The following is a 24572-nucleotide window of genomic DNA, read 5'->3' on the forward strand; positions in this document are numbered from 1 at the left end:
GCAGGAAAACATGCACCGATCCAACGATTGCGCGAATGACCGCCATGGGTCGGATAGCGTTGCGCTGGTCCTGGCCGCGCTCGAGACGTCATCGCAGACTACTCTTGATCTGGGTAACCGATCGGTCGCACCGAAGGAGGTCACTCGTTTATGCACTGTGTCCTTTTCGAAATCCGCCGCGGTTCGATCGGATGCATGAAGGCAAATCGATCCGCGCGGTCATGGAGTTCCGATGAACTACCGATCTGGGGCACGGCCCCAGGCACTTTTGTCTGACACCCTGAAACGGAGACGCCAGCATGAGCACCTTGCAACTTCACCCTGCACTGGACAATGGTATCCAACCCGCCGCCGCAAATTTCACAGGTGGCACCCTGCAATGCCTGTGCGCGACCGACAAGGTCGAAGTCAAGATCGACTCGCAAACCCTGTATAACCACGCGTGCGGCTGTAGCAAATGCTGGAAACCAAAAAATGCAATATTCGCCGTCATCGCCGTGGTGCCTCGAGATAAGGTCAGCGTCATTGCCCACGGCGAAAAACTGGCGATTGTCGACGAATCCGCCACCATCCAACGCCACGCCTGCAAGCAGTGTCACGCCCATCTCTTTGGGCGCATCGAGAACAAGGACCATGCGTTTTATGGCCTGGACTTCGTCCACACCGAGCTTTCGCCACAGAGCGGATGGGCTGCGCCGGGATTCGCGGCGTTCGTGTCCTCCATCATCGAAACCGGCACACCGCCAGCGCAAATGAAGTCTATCCGCGAGCGCTTGCGCTCGATCGGCCTGGAACCCTATGACTGCCTGTCCCCGGACTTGATGGACGCACTGGCGACTCATGTCGCCAAACAGAAAGGCCTGCTCCCCGCCGCCTGATTGATCGGTCGCCGCGGTTTCTTTTCCGGACCGCGGCTCCGGTTCACCTTTGATGTTGTGCGCCCCACATAATTAACGGGGGGCTGTGGGCATCAAGACAATGGATTACGCCAGTTTTCAATTCCGCTTGTACCAATTTTGTTCCGCCAGGCTCTCTCAACCCACCTTTTCGCTATGGCTAACTGCATCTACATCAGGCAGATAACGGCCAATAGCTACCCTTGCAACAGACTTCCATCTTGAGTGGATATCCGCATTTTTATCGTTTAACTGTTGGTTGTAGATATTGTCACGCGATGCGAAGCAGATCTAATACGAAACGCGTCAGTCAGCAGGGCAATCCATAATCGATACCTGCTGACCGCGCGTTAATTGACTGACTCCGTATTGAACGCTGGATACAACGTGGAACTTAGTGCCCCAGTATTTTCGACAGGAAGAGCTTTGCCCGCTCCGAAGACGTCCCGTTAAAGAATGCTTCAGAGGATGTGTCATCAATGATCATCCCCTCCTCCATGAAAACCACCCGATCCGCCACGCGCCGAGCAAAGCCCATCTCATGGGTGACCACCATCATCGTCATGCCGTCCTTGGCCAGCGACACCATCACGTCCAGCACCTCGTTGATCATCTCGGGGTCCAGCGCCGAGGTTGGCTCATCGAAGAGCATGATGACCGGATCCATCGACAATGCCCGGGCGATGGCAACACGCTGCTGCTGACCACCAGAGAGCTGCGCCGGGTACTTGTGGGCATGTGCGCTGAGGCCCACACGTTCAAGCAATGCCAGACCTTTGGCTTTCGCATCGTTTGTCGGACGATGGAGCACCTTCGTTTGTGGCAACGTGAGGTTCTCGATGATCGACATATGGGGGAACAGTTCGAAATGCTGAAACACCATGCCCACTTGCTGGCGCAGCTTTGGCAGGTCGGTTTTTGCGCTACCGATCGACTGCCCATTCACCAGGATCTCGCCTTTCTGAAAAGACTCCAGACCGTTGACCGTCTTGATCAATGTCGACTTGCCTGAACCTGAAGGCCCACACACCACCACAATTTCGCCTTTACTGACGTGCGTCGAGCAGTCTTTGAGGACTTGCAAATTTCCATACCATTTATTGATTCCGCGCATTCTGATGCAGTGGGGCTGAACATCTGCAGCGAAGCGTGAAGCCGATGACACCGCGGCTGTAGTCTGAATCATTTGTCGAAGTACCCCGCACGAATAGAGGCGCCGATCAGATTGACAATCAAGCGTCCCGCCGTCACGCAGGTGAGGTTACTTGCGTTGTCTTTGCCCGGCTGGATTTCAACGATATCCATACCCACTACCCGTCCTTTTTTCACCAATCCGTGAATAAGCTTGCGTGCCTGTAAAAAAGTCACGCCACCTGGGGCCGGACCATCGACAGCGGGCATGATGGTCGGGTCGAGACCGTCGGCATCAATGGTCAGGTAGTAGTTTCCACCATCGGGAATACGCGAAAGTACCGCGTCCATGCCGATCTCGTGCAATTCATAGGCACTGATCAACTCCGCGCCATACTCGCGCGCTACCTCGAGATCCTCGGGGCGTGCGCTGCCTTGGGCGCGCAGTCCGATCTGGAAGATCCGGCCGACATGGGCCATTTCGGAGGCACGACGTATCGGACTGGACAACCCTTCCCGGATCCCGTTTACGTCGTCGCGCCAGTCAAGGTGCGCATCGATATGGATGATGGTGATCGGGTCGAGACTGTCGTAGGCCCGTAGAACCGGCGTAGTAATTCCGTGGTCACCGCCAAGAATGACTGGCAGCGCTCCAGCTTTGAGAAGCTGCCGTACGGCCTGCTCGGCACGTTCATAGTGCTCACCTGGTTTGGCGACATCGGGCAACACATCACCACAGTCGATGAATCGAATATCGCTACGACCTTGCAGCAGTGGGCCATCGATATCGAAATCGTAATGCCGCGGATCACGCACCATGCGGTCGGTGAGCTGACGAATTGCCAGCGGCGCATTGGTCTGGTCGTTGGTGTATGAGCGCGGGCCGTAGGGCGAACCGAAAGGCATGCCAAGCACGGCAATATCCGCCTGTTGAAGGTTTTCCAGATCGGTCATCAATTCTGAATAAAGCAGGGTCTGATGGCTGGTACGTGGTGCGACGGTCAGATTCTTCATAAAAAACTCCTGAATGATGGGATTTTCTAGCGATGCCGCCAGTGTCTTTCACGGGCTTCCAGAACTTGGCCAAGTGCATCGAGGACAATGCTCGACAGCCAATAGAGCAATGCAGCGGTGCCAAGCACTTCGAGGTAAGCGAAGGTGTCAGCGGTCATCAGATTGCTCTGATAGGTCAGCTCAGGAAGACTGGTTACCGAGAAGATCGCGGTGTCCTTGAACATCATGATGATCAGGCTGGTAGTAGGCGGGATCAGGTAGCCAAAGCTTTGTGGCACGACCACGTAGCGCTGAACCTGCCAGACGGAAAACCCCAGTGACCGCGCTGCGCGCGCCTGGCCGGCCGGCACGCTCTTCAAGGCGGCGCGCAGAATTTCGCTGAAGTACCCGGCCGTATAGAACGCCGTGGCACCAATGGCGATCGCAAAGGATGAGGCTTGCACTCCCAGCTGCGGCAGGCCGAAAAACAGCAGGTACACCACGATCAGGAACGGTACATTTCGTACAAGTTCGACATAACAACGGGCAAACAGCCTTGGCAACCAATGCTGGGCATCGGCCATGTAAGCGAACAGCGTTCCGATCAACATCCCCAACGGAATACCGATGGCACTGACCGTCGCGGTAATTTTCAGTCCCTGCAGCAATGCGGGGATTACGTGACTGACCACTTCAAGATCAATGGGCATTTGGCATCACCTTGGCAATGCGGCGCTCGATGAGTCGCGAGATCGACGAAGCGCACAGCAAAATAAGGAAATAGACGACCGCTGTTGCGCTGAACACTTGCAGTGGCAGATCGCTTTGCAGCGTCGCGTTACGAGCCACGGTAGCGAGCTCACTGACGGCAATGATCGACAGCAGTGATGAGGCTTTGAGCAGTACGGTGTACTCGTTGGTCAGCGGAGGAATGGAGCGATGGAACATCTGCGGCAACAGCACGTAACGCCACTTCTGATGAGCGCGCATCCCCAGTGCCTGGGCTGCTGCCACCTGACCTCGAGGAATCGAAGTCAAAGCACCCCGCAGGATTTCACTGATGTAGGCCGCCGTATTGAAAGACAGGGCCAGGATCCCCGCCTCCAGTGGTGTCAGCGAAATACCGATCAGGCCCGGCACAACGAAATACGCGATAAGCAATTGAATCAGCAGCGGTGTGCCGCGGATGGCACTGACGTAGACCATCACCGCGTATCGGCAAATGGGTCCCGCCGCGACTCTCAGCAGAAGTAAAAGCACGCCCAATCCGAGCCCTATGAGAAAAGCCAGACTGCTCGCGATAAATGTTGTTGCCGCACCTTGTAGCAACCCATCGAAAAACGGACCCAGCGCGGTGTGCGCACTCAACCAGCTCATCATTACCTGGCCCTCCACTTAGAGGGCCGCGTCAGGGAGGTACCCTGAAGTCGGTAATGTCAGCGTTTCGCCGAACCATTTTTTCTGCAACTCGGCCAACTTGCCCGTAGCGCGCATCTCATCAAGCGTTTCGTTGATAAACGTGCGTACTTCTGGATTCTTGGCATTGACTACCCAAGCCAAGAGCTTGGAATCGCCGACTTCGCCCACCGTTTTATAAATGTCCGGCTGACGGCGCATCTGCACAGCCAATACGTTGCTGGGTAGAACACCGGCATCGATCGAGCCATTGGCAATCGCCAGGCCGACGTCGGGATAGCCCTGGAATAGTTTGAGATCCGCGTAGCCCTGCCCTTTGCTGGCTTTGAGTTCTCGATCGTATTCCTGCAGTCCTTGTTGGGCTGAAGAACCCATCTGGGTCCCCACCACTTTGCCTGCTACATCTTCAGGCTTGCTGATGGTTGTGTTGTCCGCCTTGACTACGAATAGCGAGCGGACAATGCCGATGGGCTGGCTGAAAGCGAACCGCTTGGCACGCTCAGGTGTGATCCCGACGGAAGTGGCCACGAAATCAAATTTGTTGCTCATCAGACCCGGAAGCAAGCCATTGAACGGCAAGTTCAACTGCTCCAGCTCGACGCCGAGTTTTGCGGCCATTTGTTCCAGAATATCGTGGCCATAACCCACAACCTTGCCGTTTTCAACGAATTCATAAGGTTCGTAAGCGGCTTCGGTACCCACAGTCAGCTTGCCACGCTGCTTGATGTCGGCAAGCGTGCTTGCCTGGGCTAATGCGAAGGTGGAAGTACAGATAACCAGCGAGGTAAAGAGCACGGTTTTCACGATGCTTCGGCGACTGTGTGTAGTCATGATGCAGTTCCCCCATTTCTTGGAGTGTTGTAGTTGTGAAGGTTGCTGGAACCAAATTAGCCAGTGCGAAAGCGCAAGTAAAATCACTTTATTAGCGATATGGTCTTGGAATCTGATACCTTTTATCCATGAACCGATTCGACCTTACCGAGCGTGACTTACGCTCTCTGCGTATTTTCTGTGCCGCCGCTGAAGCCGGGGGATTTGCTGCGGCTGAACGCCGGTTGAATATGACCAAAGCCTCGATCAGCAGGCATATCAAGGAGGTCGAGGAGCGCCTGGGTGTGCGTCTGTGCGAGCGAGGTCCGGCAGGTTTCAAGCTGAGCGCGGCCGGGAGAGTGGCGCTGGAATTGACGACCAACGCACTCAATTCCCTTGAACGGATCAAGCCGGAAATTGATGCGGTACGTGCCGTGATATCCGGCACCGTCTCGATTGGAACTGTCGAGCATATGCTCGCCGATCCGAATTGCCGACTGGTCGACGCGCTGAAAGAACTGAGACGCAGGGCACCTAACGTTCAGGCAGAAGTGGCCGTGATGACCTTTGCCAATTTGAACCAGGCACTGCGCGAGCGCCGGGTGCAGGTGGCTATTCGTGGAATGTACCGCAAAGAGCGAGCCTTCCATTACCAAAAGCTGTTCGTCGAAGATCATCGGGTGTATGTAGCGAATCAAGCGCCGGGCGAGAAACTGCTCCGACCTCAACTGGTTTATCGACCGCATCCCTTCGTCGAGGAAACGCTGGCTACGCATGGTTTTGAACGAGGGCCCGAAGCCGCAGGACTGGAAGCGATCGCGATGCTCGTTGAAGGTGGAGGTTATGCCGGGCTACTACCGGAGCATTATGTCGAACTTATCGCCCCTCGCTTCGACTTGCGGGAGTTACCGGACAGCCCCGTGTTCCATAACACCATCTGCGCAATAACCGAGGCTTCTCGCCCTTTGTCACGAAGCGCAGAGCTTTTTCTCGAGATCCTTGAGGAATTGCATGCAAGCGACTCCTCCCTCTCGAATCGAAATAGCGCCAGATAGAAAACGAATGGTTCCGGCACAATGAATCATTTCCAGCGCTCGATTCAATTGACTCAAGAGGGTACGCAAGGCTGCCAACTACTACCCCACACGCATTCGCTTCAAGGGGATCAGCTGGATGACGGGCGGCGCGGTGTTCGGCGCGTATGGCGGCGGTCTGCTGTTGGGCTTGAAATGGAACCCGGTGCAATTGTTCATCCTGCTGATCGTGCCGATCTTCATCGCTGCGATAGCGGCGCGGCTGAAAAACCGCAGCGATCGATCGAACATGACCGGGGGTGACGCATTAAGCTAGCGCTCTAAACACCCCACTATGCTGTCCTGGATTCCTGCATGAACGTCAATGACGCAAGTTTCGAAGAACTGTTGGACGCCCTGCACGACGGCGTCTACATCACCGACGGCGATGGCAACACACTCAAGGTCAACAAGGCCTACGAACGCTTGACCGGCCTCAACAGTGCCGAACTGGTGGGGCGCTCTATGCAAGTGCTGGTCAATGAAGGGACGATCTCTCAGTCCGCCACTCTGCGGGTTTTACGCGAAGGCTTGCCCGTTTCGGTGATGCAGAGCGTGAGTCACGGGAAAAAGCTGTTGGTCAGCGCAACACCGATCTTCGACAGCGCCAAACGCATCCGTTACGTGGTCAGCACCGTACGCGACATGACCGAGTTATTGCGCATGAAGCATGAGCGTGACGAACTGCATCAGCTCAAACAACTGCGCAACAGCACCGCGCAATTGCATGCCGGTCAACGCGACGAACTGTTGAACTCCCTGCCCGTGGCGGACCAAAAAGTTTCCGGCCGGGTCTTCGCCCTGGCGCGCCAGGTGGCCAGCAGCCCGGTGAAGGTGCTGCTGCAAGGCGAAACAGGTGTCGGCAAGACCCTGGTCGCGCAATACATCCACAATGCCGGCCCCCGTGCCAAAGAGCCGTTTTTGGCACTCAATTGCGGTGCACTGCCGGAAAATCTCATTGAGGCCGAACTGTTTGGCTATGTCCCCGGTGCCTTTACCGGCGCCGGGCCGAAAGGCAAGCGTGGCCTGCTCGAACTGGCCCACCACGGGACGTTGTTTCTGGACGAAATTGGCGATCTGCCGTTACCGGTCCAGGTCAAGTTGCTTAAGGTGATAGAAGAAAATCGCTTCATTCCGGTTGGCGGGCTGGAGCTCAAGGAAGTGGACGTGCGGATCATCAGCGCCTCCCATCATGATCTCAAACAGCGGGTGGCACAGGGGCTGTTCCGCGCGGACCTGTACTACCGACTCAACGTCGTCCCCATCCACATTCCCGCCCTGCGCGAGCGCAGTGAGGAAATCCCGGCGCTGTTGCATTTCTACCTGGAGACCTACAACGGTCGTTACGCACGCCAGGTGCAGTGGAGCCTGGAAGCGCTCGACCTGCTGTGTGAGTACGCCTGGCCAGGCAATATCCGTGAGTTGATCAACGTGGTGGAGCGGCTGGTGGTCACCACCCAGGGCGACACCATCGAGGCGCTGGATCTGCCCGAAGAGATACTCAACCTCAGCCCGCAGGACACCGACCAAGGCCGCCTGCCGCTGCGCAAGATTGTCGAGAACGCCGAACGCGCGGCGATTCGCGCGGCACTGCGCTTGCACAAGACCACCCGCCTGGCGGCGAAGGCCCTGGGTGTGAGCCAGGCCACCGTGGTGCAAAAAATGAAGCGCTGGGAACACTCTGACTGACAACGTTTGATCAGTATTCCAATCAAACAGCCCCCGGGCGATCAGGATACTGATCGCAACCCCCTGCATTAATCCCGCCTGTTTCCCGCAAAGCCCCGCCGTCCGGGGCTTTGCGCATTCTGGCACGCCATTCGCTATGTCCGGTTGACACGCCCTTGCGCAAACAACAACTACATAGGACGAGCCAATGACTGCCTCAGCGTTCAAAATCGCCAATCGACTGATTACCGGAGAAGCCGCCATCGAGCAGCTATCCGTTGAACTCACCCGCCTGAATATCAACTTTCCGCTCATCGTCACCGATGCGGTGCTGGTCAAGTCCGGCACGGTAGACCTTGCCCTTGCGCAATTGGGAGGTCGGCGTTACGGCGTCTTTGATCAGGTCAAGCCAGAACCCGAGATCGCCATCGTTGAAGACTGCACCCGCGCCTTCCACGAAGGCGGCTATGACGGCCTGATCGGCCTCGGAGGCGGCAGCGCCATTGACATCGCCAAAGGCGTCGCGGCTTTCGCCGGGCATAACGGCCCGCTGGCCGAGTTGTTCGGCGTCGACCTGGTCAAGCAAAAGGGCCCTGCCCTTATCGCCATTCCGACCACCGCCGGCACCGGCTCGGAAGTGACCAGCGTCGCAATCTTTTCCGACAAGCAAGCGCAACTGAAAAAGGGCATCGTCAGCGACTACCTGCTGCCGGATGTCGCCCTGGTCAGCCCGGCCATGACCCTGACCTGTCCGCGCAGCGTCACCGCCGCCAGTGGCGTGGATGCCCTGGTTCACGCCATCGAAGCTTATCTGTCGGTCAATCGCTCGCCGATCACCGACGCACTGGCACTGGGCGCCATCAAATTGATCGCCAAGGCCCTGCCCAAGGCTTATGCCAACCCGGCCGACCTGCAAGCTCGCGAAGACATGGCCACCGGCAGCCTCATGGGCGGCATGGCCTTTGGCAATGCCGGTGTCGGCGCGGTGCATGCGTTGGCCTACCCGTTGGGCGGTCGCTTCAACATCGCCCATGGCGTGAGCAATGCCTTGCTGCTGCCGCACGTGATGCAGTGGAACAAGTTGGCCTGTGTCGAGCGCTTGCGCGATATCGCCGAAGCGATGGGCCTGCGCGTGTCCCACCTGAGCGACCCGCAAGCCGCCGATGCCGCTGTGCAGGCCATGGCCGATCTGTGTGAGGCGGTGGAGATTCCCAAAAGCCTGCGCGCCTTTGATGTTCCTGAGGACGCCATCCCGGCCATGGCCGAAGAGGCCAGCAAGATCGAGCGCCTGATGCGCAACAACCCGCGCCGCCTGAGCGCCGTCGATATCGAAAAAATCTATCGCTCGGCGTTTTGATTGGCGCCCCGCAAACCGTTCAGCGCTCGATGCCCCATCAAGCGCTCACCCTACAAGACCAATAAAACAGGTGCAGCCCATGTCCAGTTCCCCTGAACCACGCTATGAAAGTCCGTACATCGCCCTTGGCCCGTTCAAGGTGCGCTTGCCCTTTATTCACTACAAATTCGAGTTGCCGGACTACCTGCAAGGTTTGCTGATGTGCGCAGTCGATCTGGCGGCGATCCCGCTGATGACCGAATTGCTCGGAATGCCATTCGAAGTGGCACTGGCGGTGGTCATGCTCAACGGCTTGCTGTACCTCACCCATCACTTGCTCGGCGACCCGACCGTACCGGGCTGGATCACCCCGGCGGTGCCGCTGTTGATGGCCTATTGCGCAACCTTTCCGGTGGGCCCGGAACGTGTCCATGCCTTGATTGCGTTTCAATTGATGCTCGGCGTGTTCTCCATTGCGCTGGGGGCCACGGGGATGGCGAAACGGGTGTTCACCTACATACCGGCGGCCATGAAATCCGGGATCATCGTCGGCGCGGGCCTGAGTGCCGTGATCGCGGTGTTTCAGGTGGGTGGCAAGTTTGACGCGTTCCCATGGACGATCTCCATCGCGGTGGGCCTGGCGTTCTACCTGATTTTTTCCCAGCACTTCCAGGTACTCAAGCAGAAGAACGCGTTCTGGTGGAATTTCGCCAAGCTCGGCATCCTGCCGATTGTCCTGCTGGCGGTGGTCATCGCTCCGTTGTTCAACGAGGCGCCGTGGCCGACTATTCAATGGGGCATCAGCCAGCCGGACTTCATTGGTTTGTGGACCCACTACACGGTGTTCGGTCTCGGCATGCCGCCTTTGTCGATGTTCATCTCGGCAATTCCAACGGTGCTGGCGGTGTACATCATCGTGTTCGGCGACGTGCTCAGCGCCAAGGTACTGCTGGACGAAGCTGAACAGATCCGCACCGACCAGAAGATCGACTACAACCCGGACCGCGCACACCTGATCTTCGGCGCACGCAACGCCTTCATGAGCATCTTCGGCCCCGACGTCGCCATGTGCGGACCGAAGTGGGCAGCCATGCTGGTGGTGATCATCGAACGTTTCAAGGGTGGGCCGAAGGCAATGGGTTCGATCATTGGCGGTGTCGGCTCATTCCGCTGGGGGACCAATACCGGGCTGCTGCTGTTGCCAGTGGTAACCCTGGTTCAACCGATTCTTGGCGTCGCGCTGTCCCTGACCCTGCTGATCCAGGGTTATGTCAGCGTGCGTCTGGGCATCCTGGAAGCGCGAAGCCAGCGTGACCTGGGTATCGCCGGGGTGATCGGTGCGGTGCTGGCAATCAAGGGCGCGAGCTGGGCGTTCGCTATCGGCGTGGTGTTGTGCTTGCTGATCTACGGCAAGAACTTTTTCCGTGGCGAAAACGACAGGACCTTTGCCCGTGACCTGAACACGCCGCAGACTTCGCCCGAGACGCCATTGAAACCGGCCACGGTTCAACGTGTGGCCGAGACGGCGGCAGTCGAATAAGGCTTCGATCTTCGTTCATGGCGCGCGGCGTAGTGCCGGCGCCATGAACAGGGTCCGCATTTACCACAAATAGCCAAACTTGACGGGCGCCACCCTTGAACGAACCAAGCTAAGCCACTTCCACGAAGTCTTGGCGCAGACGCTGCGAGCTGACGCCCTGAGGGCGAAAAAATCGCCGCAGTGCTACGAGCTCATAGCCTGAGATGTTGTTTATCGTCAACGCCATGGACGATGAGAACTTCGCCTCAGCGGTCAAGGCTACGGGGCGCAAGAAACTGATCATCGCCGGGGTCACCAATGACGTCTGCACGGTCTATCCGGCGCTGAGCCTGGTGCGCGATGGTTATGAAGTACAGGTGGTTGCTGATGGCGGCGGTTCCCAGGCACCTGCGAAGTTATGGCGATTTAGTCTTGGTCCGTGGGAAATCAGTGCTCGCCATTAATCTTTCGTGAACATACGCCTCAAACTGTTCGGCTGGCAGTGGCGGGGAAAACAGGAAGCCCTGGTAGGTCTGGCAGCCATGCTTGACCAGAAAGGTGCGCTGAGCTTCTGTCTCCACACCTTCTGCAATCACCGAAAGCCCCAATATCTGGCTCAGGCTCACAATCGCGCAAGCGATGGCGGCGTCGTTGGGATCAACCAGCACATCTCTGATGAAGGACTGGTCGATCTTGAGTTGATCCAGCGGAAGGCTCTTCAGGTATGACAGTGACGAGTAGCCGGTTCCGAAATCATCCAGCGAAAGGCCTATGCCAATCTCTTTCAACTCGACCATTTTGGCGACAGTACCTTCCATATCCTCTATCAGCAGGCCTTCGGTCAGCTCCAGTTTCAATTTCTTCGGATCGGCCCCCGTGTATCTCAGTACTTGCAGTACCTCCTCGACGAAGTCCGGATGGTGAAACTGGCGGGCGCTGACATTCACAGCCATACCCAGCCGGGCGGTTTCCGAATGCTTTGCCCAGGCAACCAGCTGAGTGCAGGCTGCCTGCAGCGCCCAACGGCCTAACGGCAGAATCAACCCCGATTCCTCTGCCAATGGAATGAACTCGCCTGGAAACACGACTCCGCGCTCAGGATTCTGCCATCTCATCAGTGCCTCTGCGCCAATGATACGGCCCTCACTATTCACCTGCGGCTGGTAATGAAGAAGGAATTCGTTGTCCTGCAAGCCTTGGCGCAAGTCTACTTCCAGTCTGGCGCGTGCCATGGCAACCGCCTGCATTTCCGGATCGAAGAAGCGCATGGTATTGCGGCCCGCCGCCTTGGCGCGATACATCGCCAGGTCAGCGCGCTTCATAATATCGTCCACTGTGCTCAGCTGCCCCTGGAACAGCGCAATGCCGAGGCTGGGGGTGCTGTGGTGCTCATATCCATCCAACTGGTAGGAAATGTTCAGAGAGTTGAGAATCTTTTCGCCAATAGCCTTGGCCTGGATAGCTGCGCCTGGAGGATTCTCATTAAGGCCATCCAGCAGGACGACGAATTCGTCTCCGCCCAGGCGAGCCACGGTGTCGCTCTCGCGTATGCAGCCGCAAAGGCGCAGAGCAACTTGCTGCAGCAACATGTCGCCTCTGTCATGCCCCAGCGTGTCGTTCAGTGCCTTGAAGTTATCCAGGTCAATGAGAATTATCGCGTTCGTATGCAGGCTACGGGAGCTGCCCGCCAGCAGATGCTGTAACCGGTCCAACATGAGCCGCCTGTTGGGCAGCCCGGTCAACTGATCGTAGAAGGCCAGACGCTGGACCTCTTGCTCAGCGGTCTTACGGTGGGTGATGTCAGTATTGATCGACAGAACGGATTGCGGCTGGCCATCATCGTCTCGCACCAGGGTTCGATGACTTTCGAGCGTGATGATGCAGCCATCCCGGCGTCGAAGTGTAACTTCGTCCGCCCAGTCACCCGTTTCTATCAGGCTGTTAGTGGCCGCATTGAAAGCGGCGCTACCCTGGTAGATCAACTCCTGTGCCGATTTACCGAGTGCCTCTTCCTTTGACAGACCGTAGAGACGCTCGGCACTTTTGTTCCAGTACAGGATGCGGTTATCCATCCCGTGAACGACAATGGCGTCCTGGGCCTTGTCCAGCAGCGATGCTTGCTGGCGGGCCTGCTTCTCGCTTTCGCGCAGCACTGCCAGATAACCTTCCCTTTCGGCTGCTTGCGACTCCATTTCGCGCCTGATCTTGCCCCCGTAGATAACGGCCGCACTGACCATCAGTAGCACGAACACCATGATCGCGTATTCGACCCGGCGCAGTTCTTCGACCGACTCAAGCTCCTCCTCCAGGAGCCTGCTTTGAATCAGGCCAACGCGATCCCGCACGGTACTGAGTGAGGCGAGCAACAGGGCATACTTCCTGTCCATCGTTGCCATGCGTTTGCCGGCATTATCCGACTGCCCCTCCCTGAAGTAGGAAAAGATCAGCAAGGCCTCGTTCACCATTTCGACCATCGCGGCATCAATTGCACCCACCTCACCCTTCAATGCAAGGGTAAAGGCTTGTATATCTGCACTGTGTTCAGCGTCATTGGCGATCCGTACTTCCAACTGATTTTTGGCCATTGCCAAATGCTCGTTGAAGGCGCGCAAGGCTTCATTCATGTTCCGCGATTCGGATTCAACATCATGTGTATCGAACACATTATTGCCCGGCGCATTGACTTTGGAAGCCAGGCTGCCCAGCGTTGAATAGCTCGACAGCTGTTGGACCCACGACTGGTTTGCCGTGATGGAGCGGTGATAGGTATCGACGATCAGGTGATTCAATAGCACGCTCAGCACAACAACCAGCACGTCGAATCCCGCAAGAAAAAAGTACATGCGGTGCCATTTGGTCGAGCGCGGCTTATTTGAACGGGTGGGTATGGCTTGCTTTGCGGTGCTTTTATTCCTGAAAAAATCCATTTCACAATCTCCAAACATAATCCTTCTAAATTGACCAATAGAAGCGGTATTCGGAAACCAATCAACCTTTTGTGCCCACACCTGAACCTGAGAACACACCGCACGTAGCATTAGCCAAATTTTTTCTCTGCTCTGGATTCACGCTGGTTTTCGTGAGCGAAGCTCCCGAGACAAGCAAAAGCTACCGAAGCTATACGTCTTAAGTGTCACGCCAACCAACGATGGGTGACATAGGGCACGTTGCGGGTCATTTCCGCGCAGCCTGCCGGACTGCCTGATCAGTTTCGACAGCAGACCAAGCATAGCCACTAATTTGCGATTATTCTGTTCGCCGACTGTTCCAGGTCGGTAGCAGCCCTTGATGGTCGGCAGCTTTCCATAGTGTTTTTCAGCACCCACACAACCGGACCAAGAAGTTCGATCGCTCACCCTCTTGGGTGTCTGGATGATGAAGCTCAGGACTGAGTCCTGGCTAAAATGAAGTCGATCAGCGCTCTGGATGCGGCTGACAACTGCCGGTGAGGCGGATAGATAATCGAGAATGGCCTGCTGCGCCCACTCAACTGCACAAGGACCTCTACCAACTCTCCGCGCAACACCTTGTCGCGGATGATGAAGTCATAGGTCTGGCAGATTCCCAGACCGCTTTGTGCCAGTGAAACGATTCCGAGGACATCATCCGACACCACTACATTGGCGTGCGGTACCCACTCCAGGTTTTCCCCGCCAAGACAAAACAACCAAGGCCCGATCTTGCCACTGCTGGGCATGATGAACGGCAAGCAAACGTGTTCGCTCAACATCTCCAGTGTCGCTGGGACACCGGCGCGAGCCAGGTACTCGGGGGAGGCAACCAGAGACAATCGAGCATCTTCCAGCTTGCGTCCGACCAAGCCACTGTCAGGCAACTGTCCCAAACGAATCGCCAGATCATAGCCCTCGGCAATCAGGTCAACGTTTCGATTGGTGATGCTCAACTCCACCTGGACAGCAGGATACTGCCGGGTAAATGCGCTGAGCAGCGGTGGCAGACGGTGATGCCCATAGGTTGTCGGTACGCTCATGCGCACGCGTCCACTCAACTCGCCTTCTTGGCCTCGAATGGTTTGCTCCGCCTCTTCGATCTGTGTAAACGCCAGACGGGTCTGTTCCAGGTACAACCTGCCGGCGTCTGTGAGGCTTAGCCTGCGGGTGGTACGTCGCAACAGTTGTACGCCAAGGCGCGACTCAAGCCTGGTCAACGCGCGGCTGAGCACTGAAGGTGTGGTCGCCAGCGCGACGGCCGCAGCGCTGACAGTGCCCTGCTCCACTACCCGTATAAAGGCCTCCACATCGCCGAGATGGTCAAATTTGCGCGGCATTATTGCTTTCCAGGTCCAAATGAATTCCATCGCAGGTAGTTTATCGCCATATAACACGCCAATAGAGTGTCCTGCCAAGGGGCGACAACCGTACGCCCGACTATTTTCCGGACTCGACATGAAGACACTGACCCGTATTGCCCTGACCACAGCATTGCTCGGTACCAGCCTGACAGCGAGCGCCAGCAATGTGCTTGTGGTGCTTTCCGATTCGGCGACACTCGATTTGAAGGATGGCAAGGTCTTCGCGACTGGGTTCTACCTGAACGAGCTGTTGCAACCGGTGAAGATGCTGCTCGACGCTGGCCACTCCATCACCTTCGCGACCCCGGATGGCAGGGTCCCGACCGTGGACAAGACGTCTATCGACAAAATGTACTTCAACAACGATGAGGTCGTGCTTGAGACCTACAAGCATCTGCTCGACCAATTGAAACTCACTGTGCCGGATCAATCACCGGTCATCAGCCTCGCCCGGGTGGAACAGATCGGCTATGCGCATTTCGATGCAGTCTACATTCCTGGTGGCCATGCGCCGATGCAGGATCTGCTGCACAGCCGTTTGCTGGGTCGCTTGCTGATGGACTTCCATGCTCAAGGCAAGACCACTGCCCTCGTCTGCCATGGCCCAATCGCCCTGCTGTCGACCTTGCCTGATGCGCAGGACTTCACCCGCCAACTCCAGACCGCAAAACCGGTGAACGCCAGCGCCGACTGGATCTATGCGGGTTACAAGATGACCGTTATCAGCAACAAGGAAGAGGAAGCAGCCAAAGGCCTGCTCAACGGTGGCGCCATGAAGTTCTACCCGCAAACCGCGCTTGAGAAAGCCGGTGGGGTATACAGCAGCAACACGGAAAACTGGACGCCCTATGTCGTCGTCGATCGCGAGTTGATCACCGGCCAAAATCCTGCCTCGGCCACCGAGGTCGGCAAGGTATTGCTCGGCCGGTTGAAATAAAACGCCCGCTACGAATGCGTAATACGACAACGCCCGACACTCCTGCGGGGAGCTCGGGTGGCCGGGCCTCGCGCTCAGGACAGTTCAATGGCGACGAACATGTACTGCAGATGACGTGACGACCTGGATCAATACTTGGGTTGAAGCTATACCGAAAGGGTTCAGAGCGGGGATGGACCACACGCTCGATTAGCGACTGAGGAGAACTTCGCGGTGTCGAATCAGCTGGTCATACGCAACATGACCCGTCCCGAACTGGACGAGCTCGTCGATTGGGCTGCCCGTGAGGGTTGGAATCCCGGCCTTCACGATGCCGAGCTGTTCTGGGCTACGGACCCTGCCGCCTTCATCGCGGCGTACCAGGGCGGCGAATTGATCGGCGGCGGTGCCATCACCTCTTACGATGGCGAATTCGGTTTCATGGGCTTTTTTATCGTCCGGCCTGAATATCGCGGTCAAGGTCTGGGCAATACCCTCTGGCACGCACGCCGCGAGCGACTCCTCGCCCGCCTGCGCCCAGGCGCGAGCATCGGCATGGACGGCGTCTTCGCGATGCAGGACTACTACGCCAAAGGCGGTTTCGTCTTCTCCCATCGCAACATGCGTTTTCGTGCCGATCTCACCGAACGCCCCGCGACCTCGCAGGTAGACGGCCAGGACATCGTCCCGTTGGCCACCTTCCCGTTCGATCAGGTTGTCGATTACGACCGCACCTGCTTCCCCGCCGCACGCACAAGCTTCCTGAGCGGATGGATAGCCCAGGCCGATGCACTCGCCGTGGGTTGCCGGCGCGAGGGCGGGCTAAGCGGCTATGGCGTAGTAAGGCGCTGCCGGGAAGGCTACAAGATCGGCCCCTTGTTCGCCGATGACGCCCTGGCAGCCAATGCCCTCTACGCGCGCCTGGCGGAATTTGCCGAGGGTGGCCCGCTGTTTCTCGATGTCCCGGAGGATAACCCTGCCGCGATGGCGCTCGTGCACCAACAGGGCATGATCGAGGTTTTCGGCTGCGCACGCATGTACCTCGGCCCTCCTCCGGCGATCGCGCACGAACGTGTGTTCGGCGTTACGACCTTCGAGCTGGGCTGATGTCCGCTCGCGACCTCATCGGTTATGGCGGCTGCCCGCCCCACCCGCGATGGCCCGGTGAGGCGCGCGTCGCGGTCCAGTTCGTCCTCAACATTGAAGAGGGCGCGGAGTCCTGCATCTTCAATGGCGATGCACAGTCGGAGGCCTGGCTTCACGAGCTTGCGGGCCGCCCGCCGCGTGTGGGGGAACCGGACTTGAGCGTCGAGGGCATGTACGAATACGGATCGCGCGCAGGTGTGTGGCGGATTCTGGAGCTGTTCAGCGCCCGAGGCCTGCCGCTGACCGCCTTCGCCGTCGGCCGGGCGCTGGAACTCACCCCCGCGATCGGCCATGCGCTCTGCGCTGCCGGGCATGAGATTGCCGGGCATGGCTACCGTTGGCTGGACTATCGCGACATGCCTGAAGACCAGGAGCGGCGCCATATCCGCCTCACCCTCGACGTGATCGAGCAGATCTGCGGTAAACGCCCCACAGGTTGGTACACAGGAAGGGTCAGCCAGAACACCCGCCGCCTGTTGCGTGAGGAAGGCGGGTTTCTCTATAGCTCGGACGCCTACAACGATGATCTGCCCTATTGGCTCCCTGGCTCGCCCGCCCACCTGGTGATCCCTTACACACTGGTCAACAACGACGCCCGCTATCTGCTGCCTAATGGTTTCGCCTGCGGTGAAGACTTCTTCCTGCTGCTCAAGGATGCTTTCGACCTGCTGTGGCAAGAGGGCGCGCAACACCCGAAGATGATGAGCGTCGGCCTGCATGGGCGGATCAGTGGCCATCCTGGTCGTGCGATGGCGCTGGCGCGCTTTCTCGATTACGTGCAAGGCCACGACGCGGTGTGGGTCTGCCGGCGCGAGGAGATTGCCAGGCACTGGATTGCCCGATTCCCGCCTGAGTGATAATGACCCTGAGAGCGAAGCATGGGGGCTTGAGCTTTCCCCCCAGGGCAAGGAATAAGCTACGTTTTAGCGTGAATCCCGGCGCCTGCGCCCTCTTGATGAAACGCAACCGTTTGACCTGCTACGGTAGATAGCATCGATTACCGCTGAGCGGCTTTGGCGGCTCATCCAGCAAGCCACGTCGCTGGTAATAGCGAATAGTCTCGATGTTCACCCCGGCAGTTTCCGCCGACTTGCCGATACTCAGCCCTGTCGCCATCACACGCCCCTTGATTCTGTACTCAGGTACGGAGTGTAAAGTGACCCTGGGTTAGAACGGTTCAATGGAGAACACGACGGCTCCGGCACCAGCGGAAACCGACGACGAAGGCGGGTTATCCCTCCACCATTCACAAGTGAGGCAACCATGAGTGCCGTCATCCTCGAGTCCGTGTTGACCTGCCCGCATTGCGGTTTCGCCAGGCAGGAAGCCATGCCCACAGATGCCTGTCAGTTCTTCTACGAGTGTGGCAGTTGCAAAACCCTGCTACGCCCGACCCCCGGTGACTGCTGTGTGTTCTGTTCGTTTGGCACGGTGAAGTGCCCGCCGATTCAGGAGCAGCGCGGATGCTGTGGTACGGGCTTGACCTGAGTTCATTCGGTTTATCAGACGCCCCTGACGCGCCTCAAACCGTGGTTATGGGAGGTCAGTGTCATGTGGAATCACTCTCTGTTGCTCGTGGTGATCTACCTGACTATCACCCTCAGCATCGGCTGGTTGTATACCATTGCGCTACTGTATTGGCTTTGATCCAATTGATGACGATCGGTCAGTGCGCATTTGGTACCGTTTTCGGCAGGTAGCTTTGTCCCGATCACAGTCGTTGGGCTATGGCTGCAATGGGTTGTGCAGCCCTTCGCGACGATCAGCCCCCTGGCCCGAAGTGGCCACTCAGAAACTCAACCGCGCACCAGATAGGCTCCTGACGGAACCCGATATCGCAGTTTCTTGCATTTGCCGGGTGCAGGCTGATGCCCCGGCGGACGATCAGGAAACCAGATTCGGCATTTACCCGGAGGCGGCATATGGCCGTGGGGGATCTCAACCTCAGCGTACGCCCGCTCTGGCTCGACATTAGCCATTTGCAATTTTCCTTCGGGCCCGGCTCTGCCGGCCATCGGCGCATCCGAAATCCGATCTGTCTCTGCGCTAGCGTAGTTGCCTACGTCACGCTCAGTGACCGGAATGGATTGTTCAGCAACGGCCTTTTCTGCTTCGCGGCGCCTTTGGGTCTCCTCTTCCAGGCCCTTTTGTACTGCGACCAGATCCTCTTTGGCATTGGGTGGGGTACCCGAAGATTGGGCCTGCTGCGCCGCCTGGATCAATTGGAAGTTGCGGTTGCGCAACTCGACGTTGCGACCAACCCGCATGTTCGAGCGCGCCGCCAAGGTTTCAGCCTGCTGGTACTGCCCCTGCTGAAGACGCAACACACCGAGGTAATGCAGCGTCGCCGGATTGTTCGGCTGGATATGCAGAGCGCGCTCCAGCGTGGCGGCGGCCTGGTCCAGTTGGCCATTTTCATACTGCCGCGAGGCAGTTTCGATCAGGGTGGTCGATGCGCTGTTGCTTTGCGCGGGCGCGCTTCGCTCGGCAGCGACCGAACAAAACGACGCGACGGCGCAGAACGCCAGGATGAGACCCGACAGAAAACGCTTGGTTGGCATCAGTGGCGGACGCTGGCATGCCAGCGAAGGCGGCCTTGAATTGTGCATCGATCTTTCGGGCCTCTTCGCTGGCAAGCCAGCTCCTACAGTAAAACAGACCACAGCGCTGTTCGGCATCTGCGATACAGGGCCCCAATTGACTTGGCCAGTACCCTGAAGTTCCCGCTGCAAAGGCCACCGCAGCCAGAACTTTACCGCCCGCAGACCCCATCGCGGATTTACCCGCGATGGGGACTGCAACCGCGTAGCAACGTGCGGCCAGCAGCAAAAGCATCATGACATCAGGATAAAGTCCGCCTGATCGATGCCTGCACTGTTAACACCGACAAGGCGAATAGAGTCCACTCCGATCCCGATCACCGTGTCCGCCCCGTCAGCCGCAATGCTCACGCTGGTAGCGAACGTCTCGCTGCTGATCCCCAGCCCCGCGATATTGAGCAAGTCCTGCCCTCCGGTCGGGTTGACGTCGAAGCCCTGGATCGAGTCGTTTCCGAAGCCTGCGGCAGCAAACGCGAAGGTATCGTTGCCGAGGCCGCCGTTGAGCGTGTCATTGCCCAGCCCGCCGAAGAACAGATCGTCACCCGCACCGCCGAGCAGAATGTCGTTGGCCTGGCCGCCCAGCATCGTATGGTTTGCCGCCGCTGCATCGTAGGCCAGCTCACTGCCACTGCCCTCGGCGTTCGCCTGCAAACCCGCCGCCGCGTATTGGCCATTCAGCGCGACCTGCGACACATGTGTGCCGTCGCTCACGCTCAGCATCCCGCCGGTGCCTGTGTCATTCGCGGCATAGGTGATCTGCGTATTGGCGCCGAACGCGACATCGCCAAAGTCCAGCGTGTCACCCGCGGCAAAACCGCTGACGCTGCCGCTGAACGCCGCCGACACATCGAGCTTGAGCGTGCCGGCCGCGCCGCTGTCGAACGTCACATGCTGATCGGAGGCAGCAGCGAATTGCAGTATCGCCGAACCGCTGATAGTCGCATTTCCCGCACCGGCGGCATCTCCGTGGATGATGATATTGCCATCGTTCGCCCACAGGCTGCCGCTGTTGACGAGCCCACTTTCAATCACCAATCCGCCGCTGCCGGTGGCTTCCAGCACGCCAGTGTTGGTGACGGCGCTGCTACCGGTATCGATCACCAGCGCATTGACGCCGCTGGCAAGGATCAGGCCCGAGTTGACCAGCATCATCTGCCCCGCGCCCAACTGGCCGGCACCGGAGATGGTGTTATCGGCATTGGTGAGCAGCGTGTCCACGCTGCCACCAAAGATCACGTTCTGCGCGCTGTCGGACAGCACCACTTGCCCGCCACCGGTCAACGTCGCGCCACGGAAAAGAATCTCAAGATCGGTCCCGCTGCCGGTGGAGCCGAGCGCTATGGTGCCGCTGTTGTCGATGCTGCCGCCGAACGGCATGATCGCGCCGTCGGCAATGGTGATGGTGCCCGTATTGGTCGTGACCGGGTTCACATCGAACTGCAGGTTGGCTGCGCTCAACGCCGCCGCATCCACGCCGTTTACAGTGATCGTCTGGTCGGCGCTGATACTGAGCACGGCATTGCCGCTCGCGTCGTTGGCGATACTCACATCGGCAAAATCGTTGACGCCCGTGAAGCCGATCAAATCGATTTTGTCCGCCACCGCGTCGAAGCTGTGAATGACGTTGTTGCCGATTGGCTGGGCGAACACGAACAGGTCGGCGCCGCTGGAGCCGGTCAGGTTGTCGTCCGCCGACAAGGCGAAGATCGGCGAGCCGGGGGCGTAGGCTTCGACGTTGTCGGAAACGAAGGCATTACCAATGCTGCCATCGGCGTTGGTCCAGTTCATGTTGACGTCGAGCACCACCGCACCGACGAAGTCAGTCGGAGTTGTCACAGTCAGTGAGCCGGGATCGTCGGTATGCACTGTCCAGCTACCGTCGCCGTTGTTGGTTCCGGCGTTCAGCGTCCAGCCTGACGGCATCCCTGTTATCGTCACGCCGATAGAGTCACTTGCGCCCATCGCCGGATCATTCAGTGCAAGGTTGATAGCCTCTCCAGCGATCCCCGCTGGGGCCACTTCTGATCTCGTGCTTGTGTTACCCGCCAGGTCAGTCATGGTCACTGTGACATTGTGTCCCTCTATTTTATCTGAGGTTCCTAAAGCGGGACTGGTATCGCCATCTAACGCCCAACTTCCACTGGTTGCAGTTCCACTAACCAGCACCAAAGAGAAGTCTGCGACAGGAGAAGTGGGATGGTTATCATGAACGGTCACTGACACCACGCCTGAACCTGAAGTGTCAGTCACATCTATTGTGAAAACATTGCTACTTGGATTGTAGTATCCGCCCCCGTTCCCGTTCCCGCTCCCCCCAGGCGCCCCGACGGGTGCAGCAGTATCGACTATCAATGTGCCGGTTGGATTGACGCCATTGGCTCCTGTAAGAATGCCATTGTTCCCCGCCGCATCCTTGATCGTCGCACCACCTAGAGTGAATGGGGACGCAGCCAGGGCAAGGTCGGCTGTATTTTGACCGGCCCCTACCGTGTAAGTGAACGTCAGCGTATTAGTGCCCGAGCCGCTCGTGTAGCTTGCCGTCCCGCCGGTGTTCAGGTTGAGCGTCGGCGAACCTGTGACCAATACGACCTCGCTGAAAGTCAGGTTCAGTGTCACCGTCTCAGTTGCCTTAAGCGTGCCATCGTTAGTGCCGTAGCTGGCGCCCGTTACCGTCGGCGCCGTCGTGTCGTCGTTCGTGCCGTTGATAGTCACTGTCACTGTCTGTGTGTCAGACGCAGCATTGTTATCTGCACTCTGCACCGTGTAAGTCAGCACCAGGGACTGGCCGACCGCGAGATAGTCGAACGCCTGTATACCGGAATTGAAGTTCCAGATCAGGTTGTGCGCGTCGCCACTGTCAGCCGCCAGGCCGGAAACAGGTGTTGCACTCAGCATGCTCAGCAGTTGTGCGTTCGTCAGGCCAAGCCCTGTAGTAGTGCCTGTTGCAACCACTCCTGTGATTGACGTGCTGATCGAATCTAATAGATCGACATCATTGACGCTCAGCGTACCGCTAGCGGTGAGCCCCGCATTCGTCTCCGTCAGCGTCGCGCTCGCACTGTCGCTCGTGACCAGATGGATATCCGGATTATCATTGGTGCCGGTCAGGGTGATCGTCACGTTCTTGGTCACCGTCGCCCCGACGTCGTCGGTCAGCGTCACCGTGAACACTTCGGTCTTGGTCTGGCCCGCGGCCAGGTACTGCGCCGCGCTGTTGTTCAGCGTATAGCTCCAGCCCACGCTGCCCGCCGCGTCGCCCGTGCTCTCGTCGCTGACACTGGCCACCAGCGTACCCAACGCACCCGCCGGCGCATTCACGCTGGCCACATGGGCGTGATCGGCCAGGTCCACGTCGCCGAAGGCGAAGCTACCGCTGGTCACCGTGGTGCCGTCTTCGGTCACCGCCCCGCTTTCGATTTCGGCCGCCGTCACCGTCGGCGCGTCGTTGCTGCCGGTCAGGGTGATCGTCACGGCCTTGGTCACCGTCGCCCCAAAGTCGTCGGTCAGCGTCACCGTGAACACTTCGGTCTTGGTCTGGCCCGCGGCCAGGTACTGCGCCGCGCTGTTGTTCAGCGTATAGCTCCAGCCCACGCTGCCCACCGCGTCGCCGGTGCTCTCGTCACTCACAGTGGCCACCAGCGTCCCCAGCGCCCCGGACGGCGCGCTCACGCTGGCCACATGGGCGTCATCGGCCAGGTCCACGTCGCCGAAGGCGAAGCTGCCGCTGGCCACCGTGGTGCCGTCTTCGGTCAGCGCAGCGCTTTCGACTTCGGCCGCCGTCACCGTCGGCGCGTCATTGCTGCCGGTCAGGGTGATCGTCACGGCCTTGGTCACCGTCGCCCCGAAGTCGTCGGTCAGCGTCACCGTGAACACTTCGGTCTTGGTCTGACCTTCGGCCAGGTACTGCGCCGCGCTGTTGTTCAGCGTATAGGTCCAGCCCACGCTGCCCGCCGCGTCGCCGGTGCTCTCGTCGCTCACACTGGCCAGCAGCGTACCCAACACATTGGCTGGCGCGCTCACGCTGGCGACATGGGCGTCATCGGCCAGGTCCACGTCGCCGAAGGCGAAGCTGCCGCTGGCCAGCGGGGTGCCGTCTTCGGCGATCGTAGCGCTTTCGACCTCGGCCGCCGTCACCGTCGGCGCGTCGTTGGTGCCGGTAATGGTGACGGTCACCAGCTTGGTGTCCACACCACCCAGGCCGTCGCTGACCTGCACCGTGAACACGTCATTGTGGCTCTCGCCCGCCTGCAGCGACTGCACCGCACTGGCAACCCCATCGGTGCCATTGGCCAGCGTGTAGGTCCACTTGCCGGTGCTGTCCACCGCGATCGCGCCGTAGGTGCCCGTATTCGTACCCGCAATACTCCAGGTCGCCGTGGCATCGTGATCGATGTCGGCCGAAGTGAACTGGCCGCTGACGCTGAGCGTGGTGTCTTCCTGCACCGCGCCGGCCGCATTGCCCGTCGCGAAGCTGAGCACGGGCGCGTCGTTGCTGCCGGTGACGGTGACGGTCACCAGCTGGGTGGCCACGCCGCCCAGGCCGTCGCTGACCTGCACCGTGAACACGTCATTGTGGCTCTCGCCGGCCTTCAGCGACTGCACCGCACTGGCGACCCCATTGGTGCCATTGGCCAGCGTGTAGATCCACTGGCCGGTGCTGTCCACCGCGATCGCGCCGTAGGTGCCCGTATTCGTACCCGCAATGCTCCAGGTGGCCGTGGCGTCATGATCGATGTCGGCCGAGCTGAACTGGCCG

General features: G+C 58.7%; 19 protein-coding genes and 2 pseudogenes. 11 read left to right on the top strand and 10 right to left on the bottom strand.

What is annotated here, in order from left to right; all coding sequences use genetic code 11:
• The first annotated feature begins 299 nt into the window (after positions 1–299).
• A complete protein-coding gene (gene gfa, locus KGA83_RS16545) occupies positions 300–878 on the top strand; it encodes an S-(hydroxymethyl)glutathione synthase (RefSeq protein ID WP_115948404.1) in 579 nt (192 codons plus the stop codon).
• 412 nt (positions 879–1290) lie between these two features.
• Here the strand turns inward: gfa and KGA83_RS16550 are convergent, their stop codons facing one another.
• The 5 genes from KGA83_RS16550 to KGA83_RS16570 all read right to left on the bottom strand — a co-directional run bounded on the left by KGA83_RS16550 (position 1291) and on the right by KGA83_RS16570 (position 5267).
• The gene (locus KGA83_RS16550; RefSeq protein WP_223530247.1) at positions 1291–2010 is read right to left on the bottom strand and encodes an amino acid ABC transporter ATP-binding protein; all 720 of its coding nucleotides are present in this window, start codon (positions 2008–2010) and stop codon (positions 1291–1293) included.
• A 68-nt stretch (positions 2011–2078) separates the two neighbouring features.
• Positions 2079–3041 carry an agmatinase gene (locus KGA83_RS16555; RefSeq protein WP_108219494.1) on the bottom strand — a complete coding sequence of 321 codons (963 nt, stop codon included), beginning with the start codon at positions 3039–3041 and terminating at the stop codon, positions 2079–2081.
• Between the two features lie 26 nt (positions 3042–3067).
• The gene (locus tag KGA83_RS16560) at positions 3068–3730 is read right to left on the bottom strand and encodes an amino acid ABC transporter permease (protein ID WP_108219493.1); all 663 of its coding nucleotides are present in this window, start codon (positions 3728–3730) and stop codon (positions 3068–3070) included.
• Positions 3720–4400, bottom strand: coding sequence for an amino acid ABC transporter permease (locus KGA83_RS16565; protein ID WP_108219492.1), 681 nt, complete (start codon positions 4398–4400; stop codon positions 3720–3722). The genes KGA83_RS16560 and KGA83_RS16565 overlap by 11 nt, the downstream gene beginning before the upstream one ends.
• 15 nt (positions 4401–4415) lie before the next feature.
• Positions 4416–5267, bottom strand: coding sequence for a transporter substrate-binding domain-containing protein (locus KGA83_RS16570; protein ID WP_223530239.1), 852 nt, complete (start codon positions 5265–5267; stop codon positions 4416–4418).
• Between the two features lie 128 nt (positions 5268–5395).
• Here KGA83_RS16570 and KGA83_RS16575 point away from each other — a divergent pair, with 128 nt between their 5' ends.
• From KGA83_RS16575 to KGA83_RS16600, 6 genes and pseudogenes are all read left to right on the top strand, one after another.
• Positions 5396–6301, top strand: a complete 906-nt coding sequence (locus KGA83_RS16575; protein ID WP_108219490.1) for a LysR family transcriptional regulator — start codon at positions 5396–5398, stop codon at positions 6299–6301.
• Positions 6302–6419: 118 nt separating this feature from the next.
• Positions 6420–6596 carry a hypothetical protein gene (locus KGA83_RS16580; RefSeq protein WP_223530241.1) on the top strand — a complete coding sequence of 59 codons (177 nt, stop codon included), beginning with the start codon at positions 6420–6422 and terminating at the stop codon, positions 6594–6596.
• Positions 6597–6634: 38 nt separating this feature from the next.
• Positions 6635–8008, top strand: a complete 1374-nt coding sequence (locus tag KGA83_RS16585; RefSeq protein ID WP_115948405.1) for a sigma-54 interaction domain-containing protein — start codon at positions 6635–6637, stop codon at positions 8006–8008.
• Between the two features lie 187 nt (positions 8009–8195).
• A complete protein-coding gene (locus KGA83_RS16590; protein ID WP_108219488.1) occupies positions 8196–9344 on the top strand; it encodes an iron-containing alcohol dehydrogenase in 1149 nt (382 codons plus the stop codon).
• Between the two features lie 79 nt (positions 9345–9423).
• Entirely contained in the window at positions 9424–10863 is a 1440-nt protein-coding gene (locus KGA83_RS16595; RefSeq protein WP_108219487.1) for a hypothetical protein, read from the top strand.
• Positions 10864–11069: 206 nt separating this feature from the next.
• A pseudogene (locus KGA83_RS16600) lies at positions 11070–11243 on the top strand (isochorismatase family protein); the annotation flags it as partial.
• Between the two features lie 15 nt (positions 11244–11258).
• On the opposite strand, the gene KGA83_RS16605 reads toward KGA83_RS16600, so the two are convergent.
• Entirely contained in the window at positions 11259–13769 is a 2511-nt protein-coding gene (locus KGA83_RS16605; RefSeq protein ID WP_115948407.1) for a putative bifunctional diguanylate cyclase/phosphodiesterase, read from the bottom strand.
• 455 nt (positions 13770–14224) lie between these two features.
• Positions 14225–15130: a LysR family transcriptional regulator gene (locus KGA83_RS16610; RefSeq protein ID WP_223530242.1), complete on the bottom strand. Its 906-nt coding sequence runs from the start codon at positions 15128–15130 to the stop codon at positions 14225–14227.
• 118 nt (positions 15131–15248) lie between these two features.
• Here KGA83_RS16610 and KGA83_RS16615 point away from each other — a divergent pair, with 118 nt between their 5' ends.
• The 3 genes from KGA83_RS16615 to puuE all read left to right on the top strand — a co-directional run bounded on the left by KGA83_RS16615 (position 15249) and on the right by puuE (position 18073).
• Positions 15249–16091 (top strand): type 1 glutamine amidotransferase domain-containing protein, encoded by an 843-nt coding sequence (locus KGA83_RS16615; protein ID WP_115948409.1) that lies wholly within the window; start codon positions 15249–15251, stop codon positions 16089–16091.
• Positions 16092–16304: 213 nt separating this feature from the next.
• Positions 16305–17177 carry a GNAT family N-acetyltransferase gene (locus KGA83_RS16620; RefSeq protein WP_115948410.1) on the top strand — a complete coding sequence of 291 codons (873 nt, stop codon included), beginning with the start codon at positions 16305–16307 and terminating at the stop codon, positions 17175–17177.
• Positions 17177–18073, top strand: a complete 897-nt coding sequence (puuE, locus tag KGA83_RS16625) for an allantoinase PuuE (protein WP_108219483.1) — start codon at positions 17177–17179, stop codon at positions 18071–18073. Before KGA83_RS16620 ends, puuE begins: the two co-directional genes overlap by 1 nt.
• Before the next feature lie 124 nt (positions 18074–18197).
• Here the strand turns inward: puuE and KGA83_RS16630 are convergent.
• Positions 18198–18332: pseudogene (locus KGA83_RS16630) on the bottom strand (MerR family DNA-binding transcriptional regulator); the annotation flags it as partial.
• 147 nt (positions 18333–18479) lie between these two features.
• Here KGA83_RS16630 and KGA83_RS16635 point away from each other — a divergent pair.
• Positions 18480–18704, top strand: a complete 225-nt coding sequence (locus tag KGA83_RS16635) for a GDCCVxC domain-containing (seleno)protein (RefSeq protein ID WP_115948411.1) — start codon at positions 18480–18482, stop codon at positions 18702–18704.
• Between the two features lie 308 nt (positions 18705–19012).
• Here KGA83_RS16635 and KGA83_RS16640 read toward each other — a convergent pair whose 3' ends face one another.
• Entirely contained in the window at positions 19013–19981 is a 969-nt protein-coding gene (locus KGA83_RS16640) for a tetratricopeptide repeat protein (RefSeq protein ID WP_411741910.1), read from the bottom strand.
• Between the two features lie 69 nt (positions 19982–20050).
• The coding region (locus KGA83_RS16645) for a beta strand repeat-containing protein (RefSeq protein WP_263292642.1) at positions 20051–24572 on the bottom strand (4522 nt) is incomplete at its 5' end.

Origin of the sequence: Pseudomonas sp. GL-R-19 (assembly GCF_019956375.1) — a bacterium.
Classification (GTDB): Bacteria; Pseudomonadota; Gammaproteobacteria; order Pseudomonadales; family Pseudomonadaceae; genus Aquipseudomonas.

Bases quoted from the DNA above. Each gene is read 5' to 3' on its own strand.
- puuE (WP_108219483.1), top strand. From the start codon at position 17,177: ATGTCCGCTCGCGACCTCATCGGTTATGGCGGCTGCCCGCCCCACCCG.
- KGA83_RS16590 (WP_108219488.1), top strand. From the start codon at position 8,196: ATGACTGCCTCAGCGTTCAAAATCGCCAATCGACTGATTACCGGAGAA.
- KGA83_RS16565 (WP_108219492.1), bottom strand. From the start codon at position 4,400: ATGATGAGCTGGTTGAGTGCGCACACCGCGCTGGGTCCGTTTTTCGAT.
- KGA83_RS16595 (WP_108219487.1), top strand. From the start codon at position 9,424: ATGTCCAGTTCCCCTGAACCACGCTATGAAAGTCCGTACATCGCCCTT.
- KGA83_RS16555 (WP_108219494.1), bottom strand. From the start codon at position 3,041: ATGAAGAATCTGACCGTCGCACCACGTACCAGCCATCAGACCCTGCTT.
- KGA83_RS16570 (WP_223530239.1), bottom strand. From the start codon at position 5,267: ATGACTACACACAGTCGCCGAAGCATCGTGAAAACCGTGCTCTTTACC.
- KGA83_RS16610 (WP_223530242.1), bottom strand. From the start codon at position 15,130: ATGCCGCGCAAATTTGACCATCTCGGCGATGTGGAGGCCTTTATACGG.
- KGA83_RS16635 (WP_115948411.1), top strand. From the start codon at position 18,480: ATGAGTGCCGTCATCCTCGAGTCCGTGTTGACCTGCCCGCATTGCGGT.
- KGA83_RS16575 (WP_108219490.1), top strand. From the start codon at position 5,396: ATGAACCGATTCGACCTTACCGAGCGTGACTTACGCTCTCTGCGTATT.
- KGA83_RS16580 (WP_223530241.1), top strand. From the start codon at position 6,420: ATGACGGGCGGCGCGGTGTTCGGCGCGTATGGCGGCGGTCTGCTGTTG.
- KGA83_RS16560 (WP_108219493.1), bottom strand. From the start codon at position 3,730: ATGCCCATTGATCTTGAAGTGGTCAGTCACGTAATCCCCGCATTGCTG.
- KGA83_RS16585 (WP_115948405.1), top strand. From the start codon at position 6,635: ATGAACGTCAATGACGCAAGTTTCGAAGAACTGTTGGACGCCCTGCAC.
- KGA83_RS16615 (WP_115948409.1), top strand. From the start codon at position 15,249: ATGAAGACACTGACCCGTATTGCCCTGACCACAGCATTGCTCGGTACC.
- KGA83_RS16605 (WP_115948407.1), bottom strand. From the start codon at position 13,769: ATGGATTTTTTCAGGAATAAAAGCACCGCAAAGCAAGCCATACCCACC.
- KGA83_RS16550 (WP_223530247.1), bottom strand. From the start codon at position 2,010: ATGCGCGGAATCAATAAATGGTATGGAAATTTGCAAGTCCTCAAAGAC.
- gfa (WP_115948404.1), top strand. From the start codon at position 300: ATGAGCACCTTGCAACTTCACCCTGCACTGGACAATGGTATCCAACCC.